Origin of the sequence: Streptomyces sp. G5(2025), assembly GCF_049542075.1 — a bacterium.
Lineage (GTDB): Bacteria > Actinomycetota > Actinomycetes > Streptomycetales > Streptomycetaceae > Streptomyces.
On record NZ_JBMUZT010000006.1, the window covers coordinates 3,179,966 to 3,199,153 of the forward strand.

Annotated in this window: 12 protein-coding genes and 3 pseudogenes; 3 read left to right on the plus strand and 12 right to left on the minus strand. The window is 71.1% G+C overall.

The features are described from left to right. Window positions 1-122: 122 nt before the first annotated feature. The 3 genes and pseudogenes from galK to galT form a co-directional block, all read right to left on the minus strand. Window positions 123-1,277 carry a galactokinase gene (galK, locus tag ACOBQB_RS25145; RefSeq protein WP_423594470.1) on the minus strand — a complete coding sequence of 385 codons (1,155 nt, stop codon included), beginning with the start codon at window positions 1,275-1,277 and terminating at the stop codon, window positions 123-125. Between the two features lie 3 nt (window positions 1,278-1,280). Then, window positions 1,281-2,240 (minus strand): UDP-glucose 4-epimerase GalE, encoded by a 960-nt coding sequence (galE, locus tag ACOBQB_RS25150; protein ID WP_423594472.1) that lies wholly within the window; start codon window positions 2,238-2,240, stop codon window positions 1,281-1,283. Beyond that, window positions 2,237-3,296 (minus strand): annotated as a pseudogene (gene galT, locus ACOBQB_RS25155) (galactose-1-phosphate uridylyltransferase). The gene galE and the pseudogene galT overlap by 4 nt, the downstream one beginning before the upstream one ends. Before the next feature lie 176 nt (window positions 3,297-3,472). Here galT and ACOBQB_RS25160 point away from each other — a divergent pair. Both ACOBQB_RS25160 and ACOBQB_RS25165 read left to right on the plus strand, forming a co-directional pair. Beyond that, the gene (locus ACOBQB_RS25160; RefSeq protein WP_423594474.1) at window positions 3,473-5,167 is read left to right on the plus strand and encodes a sodium:solute symporter family protein; all 1,695 of its coding nucleotides are present in this window, start codon (window positions 3,473-3,475) and stop codon (window positions 5,165-5,167) included. Window positions 5,168-5,189: 22 nt separating this feature from the next. Continuing rightward, window positions 5,190-5,495, plus strand: coding sequence for a hypothetical protein (locus ACOBQB_RS25165; RefSeq protein ID WP_423594476.1), 306 nt, complete (start codon window positions 5,190-5,192; stop codon window positions 5,493-5,495). 25 nt (window positions 5,496-5,520) lie between these two features. On the opposite strand, the gene ACOBQB_RS25170 is transcribed toward ACOBQB_RS25165, so the two are convergent. The 4 genes and pseudogenes from ACOBQB_RS25170 to ACOBQB_RS25185 form a co-directional block, all read right to left on the minus strand. Next, a complete protein-coding gene (locus tag ACOBQB_RS25170; protein ID WP_423594478.1) occupies window positions 5,521-6,252 on the minus strand; it encodes a helix-turn-helix transcriptional regulator in 732 nt (243 codons plus the stop codon). 213 nt (window positions 6,253-6,465) lie between these two features. Beyond that, window positions 6,466-8,371: pseudogene (locus tag ACOBQB_RS25175) on the minus strand (PQQ-binding-like beta-propeller repeat protein). A gap of 70 nt (window positions 8,372-8,441) precedes the next feature. Beyond that, window positions 8,442-10,340 (minus strand): PQQ-binding-like beta-propeller repeat protein, encoded by a 1,899-nt coding sequence (locus ACOBQB_RS25180; protein WP_423594480.1) that lies wholly within the window; start codon window positions 10,338-10,340, stop codon window positions 8,442-8,444. Between the two features lie 156 nt (window positions 10,341-10,496). Beyond that, window positions 10,497-12,314 carry an ABC-F family ATP-binding cassette domain-containing protein gene (locus ACOBQB_RS25185; RefSeq protein ID WP_423594481.1) on the minus strand — a complete coding sequence of 606 codons (1,818 nt, stop codon included), beginning with the start codon at window positions 12,312-12,314 and terminating at the stop codon, window positions 10,497-10,499. A 157-nt stretch (window positions 12,315-12,471) separates the two neighbouring features. Here ACOBQB_RS25185 and ACOBQB_RS25190 point away from each other — a divergent pair, with 157 nt between their 5' ends. Continuing rightward, the gene (locus ACOBQB_RS25190) at window positions 12,472-13,098 is read left to right on the plus strand and encodes a Uma2 family endonuclease (protein ID WP_423594483.1); all 627 of its coding nucleotides are present in this window, start codon (window positions 12,472-12,474) and stop codon (window positions 13,096-13,098) included. On the opposite strand, the pseudogene ACOBQB_RS25195 reads toward ACOBQB_RS25190, so the two are convergent. The 5 genes and pseudogenes from ACOBQB_RS25195 to ACOBQB_RS25215 all read right to left on the minus strand — a co-directional run bounded on the left by ACOBQB_RS25195 (window position 13,076) and on the right by ACOBQB_RS25215 (window position 19,138). After that, window positions 13,076-14,418, minus strand: a pseudogene (locus tag ACOBQB_RS25195) (acyltransferase family protein). The gene ACOBQB_RS25190 and the pseudogene ACOBQB_RS25195 sit on opposite strands and share 23 nt — an antisense overlap. Window positions 14,419-14,601: 183 nt before the next feature. Further along, a complete protein-coding gene (locus tag ACOBQB_RS25200) occupies window positions 14,602-15,495 on the minus strand; it encodes a 4-(cytidine 5'-diphospho)-2-C-methyl-D-erythritol kinase (RefSeq protein ID WP_423594485.1) in 894 nt (297 codons plus the stop codon). Then, window positions 15,492-16,358, minus strand: coding sequence for a 16S rRNA (adenine(1518)-N(6)/adenine(1519)-N(6))-dimethyltransferase RsmA (rsmA, locus tag ACOBQB_RS25205; RefSeq protein WP_423594487.1), 867 nt, complete (start codon window positions 16,356-16,358; stop codon window positions 15,492-15,494). The genes ACOBQB_RS25200 and rsmA overlap by 4 nt, the downstream gene beginning before the upstream one ends. A 475-nt stretch (window positions 16,359-16,833) precedes the next feature. Continuing rightward, window positions 16,834-18,144, minus strand: a complete 1,311-nt coding sequence (locus ACOBQB_RS25210) for a ubiquitin-like domain-containing protein (RefSeq protein ID WP_423594489.1) — start codon at window positions 18,142-18,144, stop codon at window positions 16,834-16,836. 118 nt (window positions 18,145-18,262) lie between these two features. Next, window positions 18,263-19,138 carry a TatD family hydrolase gene (locus ACOBQB_RS25215; protein WP_423594491.1) on the minus strand — a complete coding sequence of 292 codons (876 nt, stop codon included), beginning with the start codon at window positions 19,136-19,138 and terminating at the stop codon, window positions 18,263-18,265. Between the last annotated feature and the right edge of the window lie 50 nt (window positions 19,139-19,188).

Genomic DNA, 19,188 nt, shown 5'->3' on the forward strand with positions numbered 1-19,188 from the left:
GGTGCTCCTCAGCTGGCAGTCGCCGGGGCGCCTTCACGCCCCGGCCAAGGGGTTGTTCACTGCCATGACGAGTCGCGCCGCGCGAGTGTGACCGCTCGGCGCCATGAATCTCCTGGCGGCTTTCACGCCTCCCTGCGCGCCCCCGCCGACGCCACCGCGGGGAAGACCCGCGGCGCCGTCAAGCCCGCGGCGGCGAAGGACGCCAGGACGGCCGCGGTGACCTTGTCGGTGTCGTCCGTCTCGACCAGGACGATCGCCGAGCCGCCGAAGCCGCCGCCGGTCATCCGGGCGCCGAGCGCGCCCGCCTCGTTCGCGGTGTGCACGACCAGGTCCAGCTCCGGGCAGGAGATGCGCAGGTCGTCGCGGAGCGAGGCGTGGCCCTCGGTGAGGACGGGGCCGATCGCGCGGACGTCACCGGCGTCCAGGAGGCCGATGACCCGCTCGACGCGGTGGTCGTCGGAGACGATGTGGCGGACGTAGCGGCGGACCCTCTCGTCCGTCAACCTGCCGAGCGCGGCGGGCAGTTCCGCGTACGCGATGTCGCGCAGGTGGCTGACGCCGAGAGTGCGGGCGCCCTCCTCGCAGCCCGCGCGGCGCTCGGCGTAGGTGCCGTCGCCGAGCGCGTGCTTGACGCGGGTGTCGACGACGAGGAGACGCAGGCCGTGCGCCGCGAGGTCGAAGGGGACCTGGCGCAGGGACAGGTCGCGGCAGTCCAGGTGCAGGGCGTGTCCGTCGGTGCAGCAGGCGGACGCCGTCTGGTCCATGACGCCGCAGGGGACGCCGACGAAGGCGTTCTCGGCGCGCTGGGCGAGGACGGCCAGTTCGGGCCGGGTGAGGCCGAACCCGAACAGGTCGTCGAGGGCGAGCGCGGTGACCACTTCGAGGGCGGCCGACGACGACAGCCCCGCACCGGTCGGGACCGTCGAGGCCAGGTGCAGGTCGGCGCCGGTGACGGGGTGCCCGGCCTCCCGCAGCGCCCAGACGACCCCGGCGGGGTAGGCGGCCCAGCCGCCGTCGGAGAGCGGGGTCAGCTCGTCGACGCGCAGTTCGGCGAGCGGGGCGTCGAGGTCGGCGGAGTGCAGCCGCAGGACGCCGTCGGTGCGCGGGGAGACGGCGGCGACCGCCGTGTGCGGGAGGGCGAGCGGCAGCACGAAGCCTTCGTTGAAGTCCGTGTACTCGCCGATGAGGTTGACGCGGCCGGGCGCCGACCAGACGCCGTGCGGCGCGTACCCGTACAACTCCTCGAACTGCGTGGCGACTTCGGCTGCAGTGGCCATCAACTACCCCTTTCGCCGGGCGAAGGCCCAGGCGTCGGCGACGATGCCCGCGAGGTCCGGGCGGGACGGGTGCCAGCCGAGCTTTGCGCGCGCGGTGGCGGCGGAGGCGACGAGCACCGCCGGGTCGCCGTCGCGGCGCGGGGCCATCACCTCGGGGATGGGGTGCCCGGTGACCTGGCGGACGGTCTCGATGACCTGGCGCACGGAGAAGCCGTTGCCGTTGCCGAGGTTGCAGATGAGGTGCTCGCCGGGGGTGGCGGCGGCGACGGCGAGGAGGTGGGCCTCGGCGAGGTCGGCGACGTGGATGTAGTCGCGTACGCAGGTGCCGTCGTCGGTGGGGTAGTCGTCGCCGTAGACGCTGATCGCCTCGCGCCTGCCCTGGGCGACCTGGAGGACGAGCGGGATGAGGTGCGACTCGGGGTCGTGGCGCTCGCCGAACTCGCCGTAGGCACCGGCGACGTTGAAGTAGCGCAGGGAGACGGCGGCCAGGCCGTGGGCGGTGGCCTCGCCGGTGATCATGTGGTCGACGGCGAGCTTCGAGGCGCCGTAGGGGGAGGTGGGGGCGGTGGGGTCGGTCTCCGTGATGGGGGTGCTGACCGGTTCGCCGTAGGTGGCGGCCGTCGAGGAGAAGACGAGCCTGCGCACGTCGGCGTCGCGCATGGCGGCGAGCAGCGCCATGGTGCCGCCGACGTTGTTGTCCCAGTACTTCTCGGGCTTGGCGACGGACTCGCCGACCTGCGAGAAGGCGGCGAAGTGCAGGACGGCGTCGAAGGAGGAGTCCAGCCATTTGGCGGCGTCCCTGATGTCGCCCTCGATGAAGGCGGCACCGGCGGGGACGCCCTCGCGGAAGCCGGTCGAGAGGTTGTCGAGGACCGTCACCTCGCGGCCGGCCTCGATCAAATGCTGGGCCACCACGCTTCCGACATAGCCCGCCCCACCGGTGACCAGGTACTTACCGCTCATGAACTCGCTACCTCTCGCAGTCGCTCGGCCGCGGCTTCCGGCGGCACGTCGTTGATGAACACGCTCATGCCGGATTCGGAACCCGCGAGGAACTTCAGCTTGCCCGAAGTGCGGCGGATCGTGAAAAGTTCGAGGTGGAGGGCGAAATCATCACGGTTGATCCCGTCATGTCCCTCCAGGGCCGTGAAGGGTGCCTGGTGCCAGGCGGCGATGTACGGGGTGGGGTTCTCGGTCGGTCCGAAGATCCGGTCGAAGCGCCTGAGGAGTTCCAGATAGACCTGGGGGAACTCTGTGCGCGCCCCCTCGTCGAGCCCGAGCAGGTCGGGCACCCGGCGCTTGGGGTAGAGGTGCACCTCGTAGGGCCAGTGGGCGGCATAAGGGACGAAGGCCAGCCAGTGCTCCGCCTCCAGGACGACCCGTTCGCCCGCGCTCTCCTTGGCGACGATGTCGTCGAAGAGGTTGTGGCCACCGGAGGCCTCCTTGAACGCGGCGAGTGAGCGCAGCGCCAGCTCGGTGCGGGGCGTGACGAACGGATAGGCGTAGATCTGCCCGTGCGGGTGGCCGAGGGTCACACCGATTTCGGCGCCGCGGTTCTCGAAGCAGAACACCTGCTCGACGGCAGGCAGGTGGGACAGCTCGGCGGTGCGGTCGGTCCAGGCCTCCAGGACGAGTGCGGCCTGCTCGTGGGTGAGGTCGGCGAAGGACGAGGCGTGGTCGGAGGTGAAGCAGACCACCTCGCAGCGGCCCGCGTCGCCCGCGAGCGAGGGGAAGCGGTTCTCGAAGACGACGACGTCGTACGAGGAGTCGGGGATCTCGCTGAGCCGGCCCTGCGGAGGGGCACAGGGGGCACTCGTCGGCCGGCGGGTGGTAGGTGCGGCCCTGGCGGTGCGAGGCGATGGCCACGGAGTCACCGAGGAGGGGGTCGCGGCGGATCTCCGACGCCGTGGAGACGGGGTCGAGCGGGCGCCGGTCTACGGCCTCGCGGACCGCGTCGTCGCGCACGTCGTAGTAGATGAGCTCACGACCGTCGGCGAGACGGGTCGAGGTCTTCTTCACGTCCGGGGCTCCTCACCACCCACCCAACAGAACCGAACACAACAAACCACGCCAAGGCAGGAGCGTCAACTGGTCGATCACAATCAAACAAAAAACATCAACAGAACTGTTCAATTATCGCGGCGAGCGGCGTAGGTTCCCCTCTGATCCGTTCGCGCGACGAAGCGAGTTCCTCCATGCAGTCCCCCACACAAACCCTGGCCGAGGGACTTCGGCTGCCCACCAACGGCCTCGACTACGCGATCCTCGCGATCTACTTCGCCGTGGTCCTCGGCATCGGCTTCGCCGCCCGGCGCTCCGTGAAGACCAGCCTCGACTTCTTCCTCTCGGGCCGCTCCCTGCCCGCCTGGGTCACCGGCCTCGCCTTCGTCGCCGCGAACCTCGGCGCCACCGAGATCCTCGGCATGGCGGCCACCGGCGCGCAGTACGGCGTCGCCGTCGTCCACTGGTACTGGATCGGCGCCATCCCGGCCATGGTCTTCCTGGGCCTGGTCATGATGCCGTTCTACTACCGCAGCAAGGTCCGCTCCGTCCCGGAGTTCCTGCTCCAGCGCTTCGACACGTCGGCGCACCTGCTCAGCTCGGCCCTCTTCGCCTTCGCGGCGATACTCATCGCGGGCGTGAACCTCTACGCCCTGTCGATCGTCGTCGAGGCGCTGCTGGGCTGGCCGCAGTGGGTGGCGATCGTCGTGGCGGGGCTGTTCGTGCTCGCGTACATCACCATCGGCGGCCTCTCCTCGGCGATCTACAACGAAGTGCTCCAGTTCTTCGTGATCCTGGCCGCGCTCATCCCGATCTGCGTCATCGGCCTGAAGAAGGTCGGCGGCTGGGACGGCCTGAGCGGCTCCATCGAGAAGCAGCACGGCGGCGACTTCCTCACCGCCTGGGGCGGCACCGGCATCGGCGACGCCAACCCGCTCGGCGCCAACTGGCTGACGATCATCCTCGGCCTCGGCTTCGTGCTCTCCTTCGGCTACTGGACGACGAACTTCGCCGAGGTGCAGCGCGCCCTGTCCGCGAAGAACCTCAGCGCCGCCCGGCGCACCCCGCTGATCGCCGCCTTCCCGAAGATCTTCATCGTCTTCCTGGTGATGATCCCGGGCCTGGTCGCGGCGGTCCTGGTCCCGAAGATCGGCACGGCGGGCTCCGATCTGACGTACAACGACGCGATCCCCTACCTCATGCAGGAGTTGCTGCCCAACGGCGTCCTCGGCATCGCGGTGACCGGTCTGCTCGCCGCGTTCATGGCGGGCATGGCCGCGAACGTCTCCTCCTTCAACACCGTCTTCACGTACGACATCTGGGCCAAGTACGTGATCAAGGGCCGCGAGGACGGCTACTACCTGAAGTTCGGCCGGCTCATCACGGCGATCGGCGTGCTCGCCTCGATCGGCACCGCCTTCATCGCGTCGAGCTTCTCGAACATCATGGGGTACCTCCAGACCCTCTTCTCCTTCTTCAACGTCCCAATGTTCGTGGTCTTCATCATCGGCATGTTCTGGAAGCGGGCCTCGATGAAGTCCGGTGTGTGGGGCCTGGTCGCGGGCACGACGGCCGCGATGGTCAACTACTTCTGGATCTACCAGCAGGGCGTCATCGACATCCCGACCGACCAGGGCGCCAACTTCGTCTCGGCCATCGTCGGCTTCGTCGCCGGTGCCGTCGTGATGGTCGTCGTCACCCTCTTCACCGCGCCCAGGCCGGAGGCCGAACTGGCCGGTCTCGTCTACGGAACCGCGTCGCCGGGCCTGGAGGACGGAGGCGACGAGGACACGGCGGCCGGTGACAACGCCTGGTACCGCAAGCCCGCGCTGCTCGGCTGGGGCGCCGTCGTGCTCGCCGCCGCCTGCTACCTGCCGTACTCGCTCTAACCCCGGTCGGAGGACCAAGAACATGTCTGATCAGCCGGATCTGCCCAATGATCTGCACCAGCACGTCTCCGACCTGGAGGCCAAGTCCGCGACAGCCGCCCGCCTCTTCGACATCCGGCGGATCATCGGCGGCCTGTTCGTCGTCTACGGCATCATCGTGACGATCGCCGGGATCACCGCGTCCGACGCCGACCTGAGGAAGGCCGAGGACATCAACATCAACCTGTGGACGGGCCTCGGCATGCTCGCCCTCGGGCTGTTCTTCCTCGGCTGGCTGTGGCTGCGCCCCACGGTGGCGCCCGCCGCCCCGCCCGGCGAGGACGAGTAGCCCCCTTGCGGCGGGGCCCGGTCGTTCACCGCGGTGACTCGGGCCCCGTCCGCGTGTCCGCCGCCCCGGCCTGCTCCTCGTACGCCGACACGGGCCGCTCCGCGCGGTCCAGCAGACCCGTGCGCGCGGCGAGCGCGGCGGCCTCCAGGCGCGAACCGACGCCCAGCTTCATCAGGACCCGCTGCACATGCGTGCGCGCGGTGCTCGGGGCTATCCCCATCCCGGCCGCGATCAGCCGCGTGTCCTCGCCGTCCGCCACCCGCACCAGCACCTCGACCTCGCGGGGCGTGAGCATCTGCAACAGGCGCTGCCCCTCGTCGTCGGGCTGCGCCGCCGGATTCAGCAGCTCGCTGAAGGCACCGTGCAGCAACTGCGGCGCGACGGCGGCCTCCCCGGCGCGCGCCTTCATGATGGCGCGCTCCACTCCTTCTATGCGCTCGTCATGGCGTACGTATCCGCAGGCGCCGGCGGCGAACGCCGCGGCGATCCCGCGCGGGCTCGGCACCGGGCCGAGCACCACGACCGCCACCTGCGGGCGCTCCCGCTTGATCCTCACCACCGGGTCGAACATGCCCGGCTCGGCGGGCGTGGCCGTGCCCAGGAGGCAGACCTCCGGCGCCCTGCTGATCACCAGCTCCGCCGCCCCCGCCGCGGGCGCCGCCGCGGCGAGCACCCGGTGCCCGCGCAGTTTCAGCGCCGAGGCGAGCGCTTCGGCGAGCAGGCGGTGATCGTCGACCACCATGAGCCGCACACCCATAGAAACCCCCCAGTTCCCGCAGGCCCCCCGGCCCTTCATCTGACGGAAGCTACACGCTTGTTCGACGTTGCGCGCCCCCTACCCATCAGAAGCGGGCCGGAATGCGGAAATCCAGGCCATTCAGGGGTGATGGGGAGCACTGGACGGCGCGGTGACGACGACGGCCGCCCCCTTCGTGCTCCAAGGGGACGGCCGTCATGCGTGGATCGGGGACTACTTCGCGGCGAAACCGAGCGCGACGTACTCCTTCTCGTCCTTCGAGTAGGGCTTGCTCAGCAGCTGCTTGCCGAGGAACAGCCGCCCGTCGGCGTAGACCAGTTCGTTCGACTTCGGGACCATGCCGCTGATCGCGTCGGTGACCGACTCCGAGGAGGGCGTCTCCAGGAGCTTGGTCTCCTTCATCGTCTTGCCGTCGAGCGAGACGACCTGGGCGCCCTTCTGGTAGCCGTGCGCCTTGTACGCGAGGACGTTGCCGCCGTCCATGCGGATCGGGAAGATCTGGCCGTTCTCGCCCGCGACGGCGCGGTCACTGGTCGGCTTGCCGGTGGCCAGCGAGAACGACACGATCTCGTTGGTCCGGTTGTAGCTCTCGCCGCTGCCGTCGTGCTGGCGGGTCGGGACGTACAGCCGGTCGTTGCCGACCGCGATCGCCGTGCAGTCGTTGACCACGTTGACGCCGCACTCGTGGTCGTACTTGCCGTCCTCCAGCGAGATCTTGGCGCGCAGCTTGCCGTTGCTGCCGAGCGCGAAGACGTCGGTGACACCGCTCGCGGTGATCTCGGTGGTGTCCTGGCCGAAGACGACCGGGTTCGTCGAGATGATCTTGGCGTTGTCGATGCCCTCGGCCAGCGGGTACGTCCACTTGTCGTCGCCGGTCTTCGGGTCCAGGAGCTGGACCTTCAGCTTGTAGTCGCCGTAATCGCCGCACCTGCGGACCGCGACCAGCTGGTCGCCGCCGGCGTAGCCGACGTCCTCGCACTTGCCGACCTTCGGCGTCCACAGGGACTTGCCGCCCACGTCCCAGGCGGCGCCGCCACTGCTGGTGCCCGCGCCGGCGGCGATCGTGGTGCCGGAGATGGTGACCTCCTTGAAGGTCGCCTTCATGCCGTTGGTCTCGACGGTCTTGGTCCAGAGCTTCTTGCCGGACGTCAGGTCGATCGCGGAGACGTTGGTGCAGCTCTCGTAGTCGCCCTTCTTGTTCCGCTCGGCCTCCTCGGTGACGACCGCGGCGACACCGTCGTCGGTCATCTCCCGGGACATCGCGCAGACCTGGCCGGAGAGCGGGACGGACCACTTCTCCTTGCCGGTGTCCGGGTCATAGCCGTTCACCTCGCTGATGCCCGACTTGACGTAGGTGTCGTCGGTCAGGAGCGAACCGTTGGCCTGCCAGATCTGGTCCTCGGGGACCGCCGGCTGCGGCAGCTGCATGACCACCTTGGCCGAGGGGTCGGCCGGGGCCTTCTCCTTGGCCGGGCCCGCGTCGGGCAGGGTGTCACCGCCCTTGCCGCCCTTGCCCTCCTTGTCGCCGCCCTTGCCGTCGGAGCCCTGGGCGGTGTTCTTGGAGTCGTCGTCCTTCGACGCGGCGTACATCACGCCGCCGCCGACGATCAGCGCGATCGCGACGACCGCCGCGACGATGATCGCCAGCTGGCCGCCGAACTTCTTGCCGCCACCGGAGCCGGAGCCGCCGGGCTGCGGGTGCATCGGCATGGTGGGCGGCTGCTGATAGCCCTGCTGCGGGTAGCCCTGCTGGTACGGGGGCTGCTGGTACTGGGGCTGGGCGGGCTGCGTCGGGTAGCCGTAGCCCTGCGGGGCCTGAGGTGCCTGGGGTGCCTGGGGTGCCTGGGGGTAGCCGTAGTTCGGCTGGCCCGCCGGGGGCGCCTGGCGGAGCCTGCGGCGGCGGTCCCGCGGGTGCCGGGGGCGCGGCGGGCGGCGGGGCCTGGGGGGCCGGGGGCTGCTGCGGGTAGCCGTAGGACGGGTCCGGGGCCTTGCCGAAGCCTCCGGGCGGAGGGTCCTGCGGGGCGCCGAAACCGCCGGGCGGAGGGTCCTGGGGCGCGCCGAAGCCGCCCTGCGGAGGCTCGTTCGGCGGCTGCTGCGGGGGCTGGGGCGGCTGGGTCATGACGTCGTCTATTCCTTGGGGACGCGGAGAGTGCTGAGGGACGAGAGGGTGAACGCGGCGGCGTCCGGGGTCACTTGCCGTAGGCGAGCATCAGCTTCGCCTGGCCGGAGGTGCCCATGATGCTGGTGGTGGAGATGTAGAAGCGCCCGTCCACGTAGTCGACGTCCTTCGAGTAGAAGCCGCTCTCGATCTGCGAAGTGCCGTTCGGGTGCCGCAGAAGGGTCTTGGGCTTGTGGGAGCCGGACGTGGAGATGGAGACCACGCGGCCGCCGGAATCGTACGACGGTTCGATGTACGCGATGAGCGAGCCGTCCTCGATCTTCAGCGGCAGCATCGTTTCGTCCAGCGGCGACTTGGTGCGCCAGGCTTCCTTGCCGGTGGCCAGGCTGATCGCGACGATCGCGTTGGCGCCCTTGTCGTCGGTCGGCAGGTAGAGGTACTTGTCGTCGTTCGCCACGCCCAGGCAGCCGCCCAGTGTGTCGTCGACGATCGAAGTGCCGCACTGCGGCGCGAAGTTGTCGTCGGAGCTGACCTCGGAGCGGGTCGCCTCGCTCTTCTCCTTCAGCACCGAGATGTTCCACTTCTTCTTGTCCTCGTTGCGGAGGTACACGATCGTGGGGCTCGTGCCGTAGATCTTGCGGACCCGCCAGCCCTTGGGGAACTTCTTGGTCCACAGGGCCTTGCCGGTCTTCGGGTCGAGCTCCTGTAGCTCGTCGTGCTCGGTGGGGGTGCTCGCGCCGCAGGACAGCGCCATCAGGAGCTTGCCGTCACCGCCGGCGAACCCATTGGGGAAGCAGGTGCCCTCGTCCTTCTCGTCCGCGACGAAGAGCTGCTTGCCGTCGCTCATGCGCAGCGCCGTGCCGGACTGGTCGCGGCCGACCATCAGCACGTCACCGATGAGGACGAGGTGGCTCTGCATGGAGAAGTCGAAGGCGCCCTGCTGCTCGACCGGCTTGCCCCAGCCCTTGTCACCGGTCTTCAGGTCGATGACCTGGAGCTGATTGCACTTGGCGGTGCTTTTGGTGCTCTCTTTGAACGCGACGACGATCTTGCCGTCGTCGGTGGCCGTCTGGGTCGCCGCACAGATCTTCTGCGGGAACTTGATGGGGTCCCAAGCGACCTTGCCGCTCTTCACCTTGTACGCGAAGAGTTCCTTGTACGCGGCCTTCACCACGGTGTCGCCCTCGACCCACATGCCCGGGGCGTCGCCTCCGGAACCGGGCACCTTGGGCGCCTCCTTGTACCAGAGGACCTTCGCCTCTCCGGGCTGGCGGCCTTCGTTGAGGTCTTCCTTGCCTTCGTTGGCGTCGTCGTCGCCGTCGCCGGTGCCCGGGTTGGCGGGGGCGGAGAGGGACGGCTTCGGGTCCTTCTTCTTCGCCTCGGACTTCTTCTTCCCGCCGTCGTCGTCACCGCCGACGACGGCCCAGGTGACCCCGCCCGCGACGACGAGCGCGGCCACGGCCGCGGCGGCGATCACGAAGAGCTTGTTGCGCTTGCCGTTGCCGTTGCCGCCGCCGGGGGCGCCGGGGCCCGCCGGGAACTGCGGCTGAGTGGGCGGCTGCTGCGGGTAGCCGTACTGCGGCTGGTTCGCGTAGGGGCCGGGCTGCTGCGGCTGGTTCGCGTACGGGCCGGGCTGCTGCGGCTGGTTCGCGTACGGGCCGGGCTGCTGCGGCTGATTCGCGTACGGGCCGGGCTGCTGCGGCTGATTCGCGTACGGGCCGGGCTGCTGCGGCTGATTCGCGTACGGGCCGGGCTGCTGCGGCTGGCCGTAGGGGCCGGGCTGCGTGTACGGGCCAGGCTGTGTCGGCTGCGCGTACGGGTTGCCGGACGCGGGCGGCGGAGGCTGCGGAGTCTGCGGGCTCTGCGGATAGCCGTACCCGGGCTGCGGCTGTATCGGCGGCTGCCCCGGTGGTGGATCCTGCGGAGCTCCGAAGCCGCCGGACGGCGGCTGGTTGGGCGGCTGAGTCATCAGCGCTTCCCCCTTCACTGATTTTCGGCACGCCAAATGGTGCTCAGGTCAGCCTTTCTATCACCCTGAGCCCGTATCGGCCGGGGCCGGTCCTGCCCCTGTTCCCAAGGGAGGACCGGCCCGTAATGCGTCCGTTACGCGAGCTGCACGGGAGCTTTACGCGTCTTCCGCGAGCTCCATCCAGCGCATCTCCAACGCCTCGCGCTCGCCGATCAGTTCGCGCAGCTCGGCGTCCAGTTTCGCCACCTTTTCGAAGTCCGTGGCGTTGTCGGCGATTTGGGCGTGCAGCTTGGTCTCCTTCTCCGAGACCTTGTCCAGCTGCCGCTCGATCTTCTGGAGCTCCTTCTTCGCGGCGCGGGCGTCCGCGGCGGAGACGGCCTTGGTGGCGGCGGCCCGCGCGGGCGCGGACTGCGTCGGGGGCGCGACGGAGGCGGCCTGGGCCATCCGCTGCCTGCGCTCCAGGTACTCGTCGATGCCGCGCGGCAGCATCCGCATCGTGGCGTCGCCGAGGAGCGCGAAGACCTTGTCCGTCGTGCGCTCGACGAAGAACCGGTCGTGGGAGATCACGACCATGGAGCCCGGCCACCCGTCGAGGACGTCCTCCAGCTGCGTCAGCGTCTCGATGTCGAGGTCGTTGGTCGGCTCGTCGAGGAAGAGGACGTTCGGTTCGTCCATCAACAGCCGTAGCAGCTGGAGCCTGCGCCGCTCGCCACCGGAGAGGTCACCGACCGGCGTCCACTGCTTCTCCTTGTTGAACCCGAACGTCTCGCAGAGCTGCCCCGCGGTCATCTCCCGGCCCTTGCCGAGGTCGACGCGCTCGCGCACCTGCTGCACGGCCTCCAGCACCCGCAGCGTCGGCCTCAGTTCGGTGACCTCCTGCGAGAGGTAGGCCAGCTTCACCGTCCTGCCCACGACGATCTTGCCGTCGGCGGGCTGGACGTCGCCCTCGCTGCGCGCGGCGTCGGCCATGGCGCGCAGCAGCGAGGTCTTGCCCGCGCCGTTCACGCCGACCAGGCCGATGCGGTCGCCGGGGCCCAGCTGCCAGGTCAGGTGCTTGAGGAGCAGCTTCGGTCCGGCCTGGACGGAGACGTCCTCCAGGTCGAAGACGGTCTTGCCGAGCCGCGTCGTCGCGAACTTCATCAGCTCGCTGGTGTCGCGCGGCGGCGGCACGTCCGCGATGAGTTCGTTGGCGGCCTCGATGCGGAACTTCGGCTTGCTGGTGCGGGCCGGGGCGCCACGCCGCAGCCAGGCCAGCTCCTTGCGCATCAGGTTCTGCCGCTTGGTCTCCTCGGTGGCGGCGATGCGCTCACGCTCGGCGCGGGCGAAGACGTAGTCGGAGTAGCCGCCCTCGTACTCGAAGACGGAGCCGCGCTGCACGTCCCACATGCGGGTGCAGACCTGGTCCAGGAACCACCGGTCGTGCGTGACGCAGACGAGCGCCGAGCGGCGGGTGCGCAGGTGCTCGGCGAGCCAGGCGATGCCCTCGACGTCGAGGTGGTTGGTCGGCTCGTCCAGGACGATCAGGTCCTGCTCGGCGATGAGCAGTTTGGCGAGCGCGATGCGGCGCCGCTCGCCGCCGGAGAGCGGGCCGATGACGGTGTCCAGGCCCTGCGGGAAGCCGGGCAGGTCGAGTCCGCCGAACAGGCCCGTCAGCACGTCCCTGATCTTGGCGCTGCCCGCCCACTCGTGGTCGGCGAGATCGCCGATGACCTCGTGCCGGACGGTGGCGGCGGGGTCGAGCGAGTCGTGCTGGGTGAGCACGCCGAGGCGCAGCCCGCCGTTGTGCGTGACGCGGCCGGTGTCGGCCTCCTCCAGCTTGGCGAGCATCCGGATCAGGGTGGTCTTCCCGTCGCCGTTGCGCCCGACGACGCCGATCCGGTCCCCCTCGGACACGCCGAGTGAGACGCCGTCGAGCAGGGCACGGGTGCCGTACACCTTGCTGACTGCCTCGACATTGACCAGATTGACGGCCATTTCTCTCCTGACAGGGGGGATCGATCGACTCTCCAGCGTAGTCGCCTCCGGGGGGCCGGCCGTCGGGTGCTTGTGGGTACCGGGTTGCTCACTCTTTGTGATGACCGATCCGGAATGCGGCGGCTACGGTGGGGATGCAGGCCGAAGAATCCCGCCCATGGGAGGAACCATGACCGCCGAGCCGATTTCCGAGCCGATCTCCGAGCCGGCGTCCGGGCCCCGGTGGCCGGTGCCGCCGCCGGAGGGCTGGACCGTGGACGACCTGCACACGCTGCCCGGCCTCCCGCCGCACACCGAGTTGATCGACGGGAGTCTGGTCTTCGTGAGTCCACAACGCTTGTTCCACAGCCTCGCCATCGATCTGCTGGTGAACGGGCTGCGCAGCAGCGTGCCGCCCGAGATGCGGGTGAGCCGGGAGATGACCGTGGTCCTCGACCGTCGCAACGGCCCCGAGCCGGGCATCTCCGTCGTCCGCAAGGAAGCCGTCAAGAGCCGCGATCAGACCTCCTTCGCCGCCGCCGACGTCCTTCTCGCCGTGGAAGTCGTCTCCCCTGACTCAAAGGCGCGCGACCGGGACACCAAGCCTCGCAAGTACGCCGCTGCCGGTATCCGCCACTTCTGGCTGGTGGAGATGGCGGGCCAGGACGATCACCCTGTCGTCCAGGTCTACGAACTCGGCACGGTGTCCGGTACGTACGCCCTGACCGGCATCTACCACGACCGCGTCAAGATCACCGTGCCCTTCGACATCGACATCGACCTCAACGCCATCGACGAGCTCTGACCCGGCCCCCGGCCCGCTCCACCAGCAGCCACCCCACCAGTGCCATCGCCACCGCCGCCGGTGCCGTCACGTGGACGGCGACCAGCATCGCCGTACGCCCCTCCAGCAGGCCCCCGAAGCCGACCATCGACAGGCCGAGCACCCCGAAGAGGCAGAGCGTGACGCCGAGCGCCGCGGCCGGCCCGAGGCCGTTCCGGGAGCGATCGGCTCCGCCGCCGCCGGGCGTTCGAAGCGGCGGAAGGCCGCCACCAGCGCCGCCGTCAGGGCCGCGGCCGCCGCCATCCGCAGCGGGACCTGCGCCCACCACGCGGCGCTCGCGGGCTCCGGGAGTGGGACGTCGAGGGCGAGCAGCATCCCGTACACCCCGAGCATCGCCGTCAGGTGCCACAGGAACGCCGTCATGGAGACGCCGTTGGCCGCCACCACGCCCCGCCAGACCCGGGGCCGCGCCAGCCACCGCGTCGCCGGGCCGCGCAGCGCCTCCACCGCGCCGACCAGCCACAGGCCGTGGCAGAGGAGGGCGAAGGTGGGCGGGGCCATGTTGGAGACGCGCTCGCCGGGCATGCCGACCATGGAGAGCGGATACGGGCCGAGGGCGACCAGGAGCGAGGCGCCGGCCAGTCCGGTGCCCGCGAGGACGTACGGCAGGCGCAGTTTTCCGTCCGCGCGCAGGAAGCCGAGCTGGTGTACGGCCAGCCAGACGAAGGCGAAGTTGAGGAACTCCAGGTAGGGCACGCCGAACGCGAACCGCGCCACGTCCACCGCCCCCGCGGCCGTCACGAGCGCGCCGAACGCGGCCCAGCCCCACCGTTCGTGCAGGCGCAGCAGCGGCGGTGTGAAGGCGACCATCGCGAGGTAGATGCCGATGAACCACAGCGGCTGGGCGACGAGGCGGAGCGCCACGTCGAGGAGGCCGCCGCCCTGGCCCAGGAGTTGCAGGATCAGTGCGCCCGCGCCCCACACGCCTATGAAGACCATGGTGGGGCGCAGCAGCCGCTGGAGGCGGGCGCGCAGGAAGGCCGAGTAGACCGATCCGCCGTTCGAGGCGCGGCTCAGCGAGCGGTACGACAGGGCGTGTGCGAAGCCGCCGACGAAGAAGAACACCGGCATGATCTGCAACGCCCAGGTGAGGAGTTGGAGCTCCGGTACGACGGCGAGGAGGTTGCCGACCTCGGGGCGGCCGTCGTCGCCGACGGTCACGGCCGCCATCAGCCAGTGTCCGGCGACGACTGTGCCGAGCGAGGCGACGCGCAGCAGGTCGATGTACCGGTCGCGCCCGGTGGGCGTCTTCTCGGCCAGTTCGCGAACGCTTGATCCCATGGACGTACGGTCGCGTACGGGGTGCCTCCGGCGTCAGCGTGCCCGTACTCATCCGGGGGTGAGTACCTGAGCGCTCCGCCGCGTCAGGGGATCCGATGTGGCTGCGGTTCTGTTGTGTCCGCGGGTCCGTCGTGGCCGGGTCGCGCAGTTCCTCGCGCCCCTTCGGGGGGCGTTGGGTGCCGGCTAGAGGATCTGGGCGCCTTGCGCCGGTGCCGTTGCCATCCGTGTCGTGCGGCATGTGCCGGAGGCCGTCAGGGCGTCGGCCACCTTGCGGGCGGACGCGGGGTCGGGCGTGAGGAAGGCCGTCGTCGGGCCCGAGCCGGAGACCAGTGCGGCCAGGGCACCCGCCGCCGTGCCCGCCGCGAGGGTGTCGCGGAGGGAGGGGAAGAGGGAGAGGGCGGCGGGCTGGAGGTCGTTGGTGACGGTGGCGGCGAGGGCCTCGGCGTCGCCCTCGCGCAGGGCTTCGAGCAGCGCCGGGGACGCCTCGGGGGCGGGGGCGTCGGGGGTGAGCCGGTCGAACTCGCGGTAGACGGCGGGTGTGGAGAGCCCTCCGTCCGCGACGGCGAACACCCAGTGGAAGGCGCCGCCGACCTCCAGCGGCTGAAGCTTCTCGCCGCGCCCGGTGCCGAGCGCCGCCCCGCCGACCAGGCTGAACGGCACGTCGCTGCCGAGCTCGGCGCAGATGTCGAGCAGTTCCGCGCGGGAGGCGTTCGTGCCCCACAGCGCGTCGCACGCCACGAGCGCGGCGGCGCCGTCCGCGCTGCCGCCCGCCATGCCGCCGGCGACGGGGATGTCCTTGGCGATGTGGAGGTGGACGTCGGGCGCAATGCCATGCCGCGCGGCGAGGAGTTCAGCGGCACGGGCGACGAGGTTCGTACGATCCAGGGGCACCTGGTCGCGGCCGGGTCCCTCGCAGGTCACCCGCAGGGCGTCGGCGGGCGTGGCGGTGACCTCGTCGTAGAGGCCGACGGCGAGGAAGACGTTGGCGAGGTCGTGGAAGCCGTCGGGGCGGGCGGCGCCCACGGCGAGCTGGACGTTGACCTTCGCGGGGGCCCGGACCGTCACGCTCGCGCTCACGCGGCGGCCTCCTTGTGCTCGGCGATGCGCGCGAACTCCTCCACCGTCAGGGCCTCGCCGCGCGCCTGGGGCGAGACCCCGGCGGCGACCAGCGCGGCCTCCGCGGCGGCGGCCGAACCGGCCCAGCCGGACAGGGCGGCCCGCAGCGTCTTCCTGCGCTGCGCGAAGGCGGCGTCGATGACGGCGAAGACCTCCCGCTTGGAGGCGCTGGTCTTCACCGGCTCGGCGCGGCGCACCAGGGAGACGAGTCCGGAGTCGACGTTCGGGGCGGGCCAGAAGACGTTGCGTCCGATGGACCCGGCGCGCTTCACCTCGGCGTACCAGTTTGCCTTCACGGACGGCACTCCGTACACCTTCGAGCCGGGGGCGGCGGCGAGCCGGTCGGCGACCTCGGCCTGCACCATCACGAGCGTGCGCTCGACGGTCGGGAAGGTGTCGAGCATGTGGAGGAGGACGGGGACGGCGACGTTGTACGGGAGGTTGGCGACCAGCGCGGTCGGGGCCGGGCCCGGCAGCTCGCTCACGAGCATGGCGTCGCTGTGCACCAGCGCGAAGTGGGCGGCCTTCTCGGGGAGGCGGGCCACGATGGTCGCGGGCAGCGCGGAGGCGAGTACGTCGTCGATCTCGACGGCGGTGACGTGGGCCGCGGTCTCCAGCAGGGCCAGGGTCAGGGACCCGAGGCCCGGGCCCACCTCGACGACGACGTCGTCCGGGCGGACTTCCGCGGTGCGGACGATGCGCCGCACGGTGTTGGCGTCGATGACGAAGTTCTGGCCGCGCTGCTTGGTGGGGCGTACGCCCAGGGCAGCGGCCAGTTCGCGGATGTCGGCGGGGCCGAGGAGGGCGCCGTGCTCAGTGCTCACGCCTCAAGATTACGGTGCCTGACCGACCCCCCGTGGGCGCGGACCCTACGGGGCGCGGGCCTTACGGGACGCGGACCCTACGGGACGCGGGCCCCGAGCGGCGCAGGCCCTAAGAAGCGCGGACCCTAAACGGCGCGGACCCTAAGCGGCGCAGGCCAAGCGGCGCAGGCCCTAAGAAGCGCGGGCCCTAAGCGGCGCAGGCCAAGCGGCGCAGGCCAAGCGGCGCAGGCCCTAAGGGGCGCGAGGAACTGCGCGAGCAACCACAACACACCCGCACCCCCAACGGCACAGCACCGACCGCAGAACCTTCAGCCACGCAGCCACCGACGGCCACACGCCGCAGCCGCAGGCCCTAAGGGGCGCGAGGAACTGCGCGAGCAACCACAACACACCCGCACCCGGCACCCCGCACCCGGCGGACGGCGGACGGCGGACGGCGGCTAGCGGACGGCGGACGGCAGGGCACCGCACGACCTCAGCCCCGCAGCCGCCGCCCGCAGTGCGGCCACGGGCTCGCGCCCCGCTGTACGTACAGCTTCTTCGCGCGGAAGGTCTGTTCCGACGCCGAGGCGTCCTGGGGGCGGCCCCTGCCGCCCAGGGCCTGCCAGGTGCGCGTGTCGAACTGGTAGAGCCCGCCGTACGTGCCCGAGGGGTCGACCGCCCCCGGCCGACCGCCCGACTCGCAGCGGGCGAGCGCGCCCCAGTCGAGCCCGTCCGCGCCCGCCACCGACTGCGGCTTCGGCTTGGTGCCGACCTTCACGATCCGGTCCTGCGGCGCGCGCACCACCTCGGAGCTCACGCGCCGCGGCCGCTGCTTGACGCCGTTGACGCTGCGCAGCGCGTACGTGACGCGCCGGGCGCCCGGCTGTCCGGGCTGGACCACGACCTCCGTGCCGCGGAACAGCGTCGGGTCCTCCGTCCGCCGCACACCGAAGGGGATCGACTCCTCCCGCACCTCCCTCGACCCGGTGATCCGCATGACGGTGACCGTCTGGCCGTCGCGCGGGAAGCTGCCGGGCGCCACCGACGTGGTGTCCTGTCCGCGCAGGGTGACCCCGGCCTCCTCGACGGCCTCCCGTACGGTCGCCACGTTCGTGCGGATGGTGCGCTCCCGGCCGTCCGCCATGATCGTGACGGTGCGTTCCGTGCGGACGGCGAGGTCGAGCCCGGCCCGGCCGATGCGGCGGCCGCGCGAGGCCGACAGATGCGCGCCTTCCGCGCGCACCCCGAGCTGGCGCAGGGCGCCGTCGATGGTGCGGGCCGTGGTCCACACCTCGCGCGGCTCGCCGTCGAGGGTGAGGTGGACGGGCCGGCCGTAGCGGACGGCGATCTCGTCGCCGCTGGCCAGGGCGGTGCCCGGCGCGGGCGCCACGAGGTCGTGGGCGCCGACGGCGACGCCTTCGTCGGCGAGGAGTTCACCGACGTCGTCGGCGAAGGTGTGCAGGGTGCGCGGCTCGCCGTCGACGCTCAGCCGCACGGCCTTGTCGTCGGCGACGAACGCGGAGGTGCCGCCCGCGAGGAAGGCGACGACGAGGGCCTGCGGCACCAGCCGCCGCAGGGTCCCGGCCCGCTCGGAGGCCCTGGGGCCGGTGCCCCGGGTGGTCCTGCGGCGGCGGGCGGCCCGCCGCGCCTCGGCCCGGCCGCCGCCGACAGGGGCCGTGGTGGACGGTGGACCGGAGGCCTGGCCCGGCACGTATGCCTGGCCGTACGGCTCGGTCGGCTCGTACGAAAAGTCACGCGAAAGGTCAGACGGCGCTTCGTACGTCTCGTACTGCGCATTGCTCACGATGACGCTCCAGAGGTCCGGACCGGGCGGACAGAACCTAGCGGAGCCGTCGTCACTCTCCAAAGCCGACCGGCTACACAGCGTCGTTACGTTATCGGTCGGTGACCCCTGTGATCAGTCAGTAATCGAAAGCACGCGCGGTGTTCGCGGAGAGGGCCGCGGCCATGGCGTCCTCGTCGATGCCGCGGACCGCGGCCATGGCGCGCACGGTGACCGGGATGAGGTACGGGGCGTTGGGCCGGCCGCGGTACGGGGCGGGCGTGAGGAAGGGCGCGTCGGTCTCGACGAGCACCAGTTCCAGCGGCGCGACGGCCAACGCGTCCCGCAGGCCCTGCGCGTTCTTGAACGTGACGTTGCCCGCGAAGGACATGAAGTAGCCGTGCTCCGCGCAGATCTTGGCCATCTCGGCGTCCCCGGAGTAGCAGTGGAAGACGGTGCGCTCCGGGGCGCCCTCCTCCGTCAGGACCCGCAGCACGTCCGCGTGCGCCTCGCGGTCGTGGATGACGAGGGCCTTGCCGTGCCGCTTGGCGATCTCTATGTGGGCGCGGAAGGACCGCTCCTGGGCGGCCATGCCCTCCGGGCCGGTGCGGAAGTGGTCCAGGCCCGTCTCGCCGACGCCCCGCACCTGGGGCTGCGCCGCGAGCCGGTCGATCTCGGCGAGCGCCTCGTCGAGCGCGGCCTCGCCGCCCGCCTCACGCGCGCCCTGCCGGGACCAGCCGTCGGGGTCGCCGAGCACGATGCGGGGCGCCTCGTTGGGGTGCAGGGCGACGGCGGCGTGCACGGCGTCGTACTCGGCGGCGGTGGCCGCCGCCCACTGCGAGCCGCGTACGTCGCAGCCGACCTGGACGACGGTGGTGACGCCCACCGAGGCGGCCTTGGCGAGCGCTTCCGCCACCGTGCCGGACTGCATGTCGAGGTGGGTGTGGGAGTCGGCGACCGCCACCCCGAGCGGCGCGGGCGGGGGCGGCGGGACGTCGGCGTTCTTCGAAGGCATGCTCCCGATCCTACGAACTTCGATGCATGCTCCCGACCCTACGAAGCGGT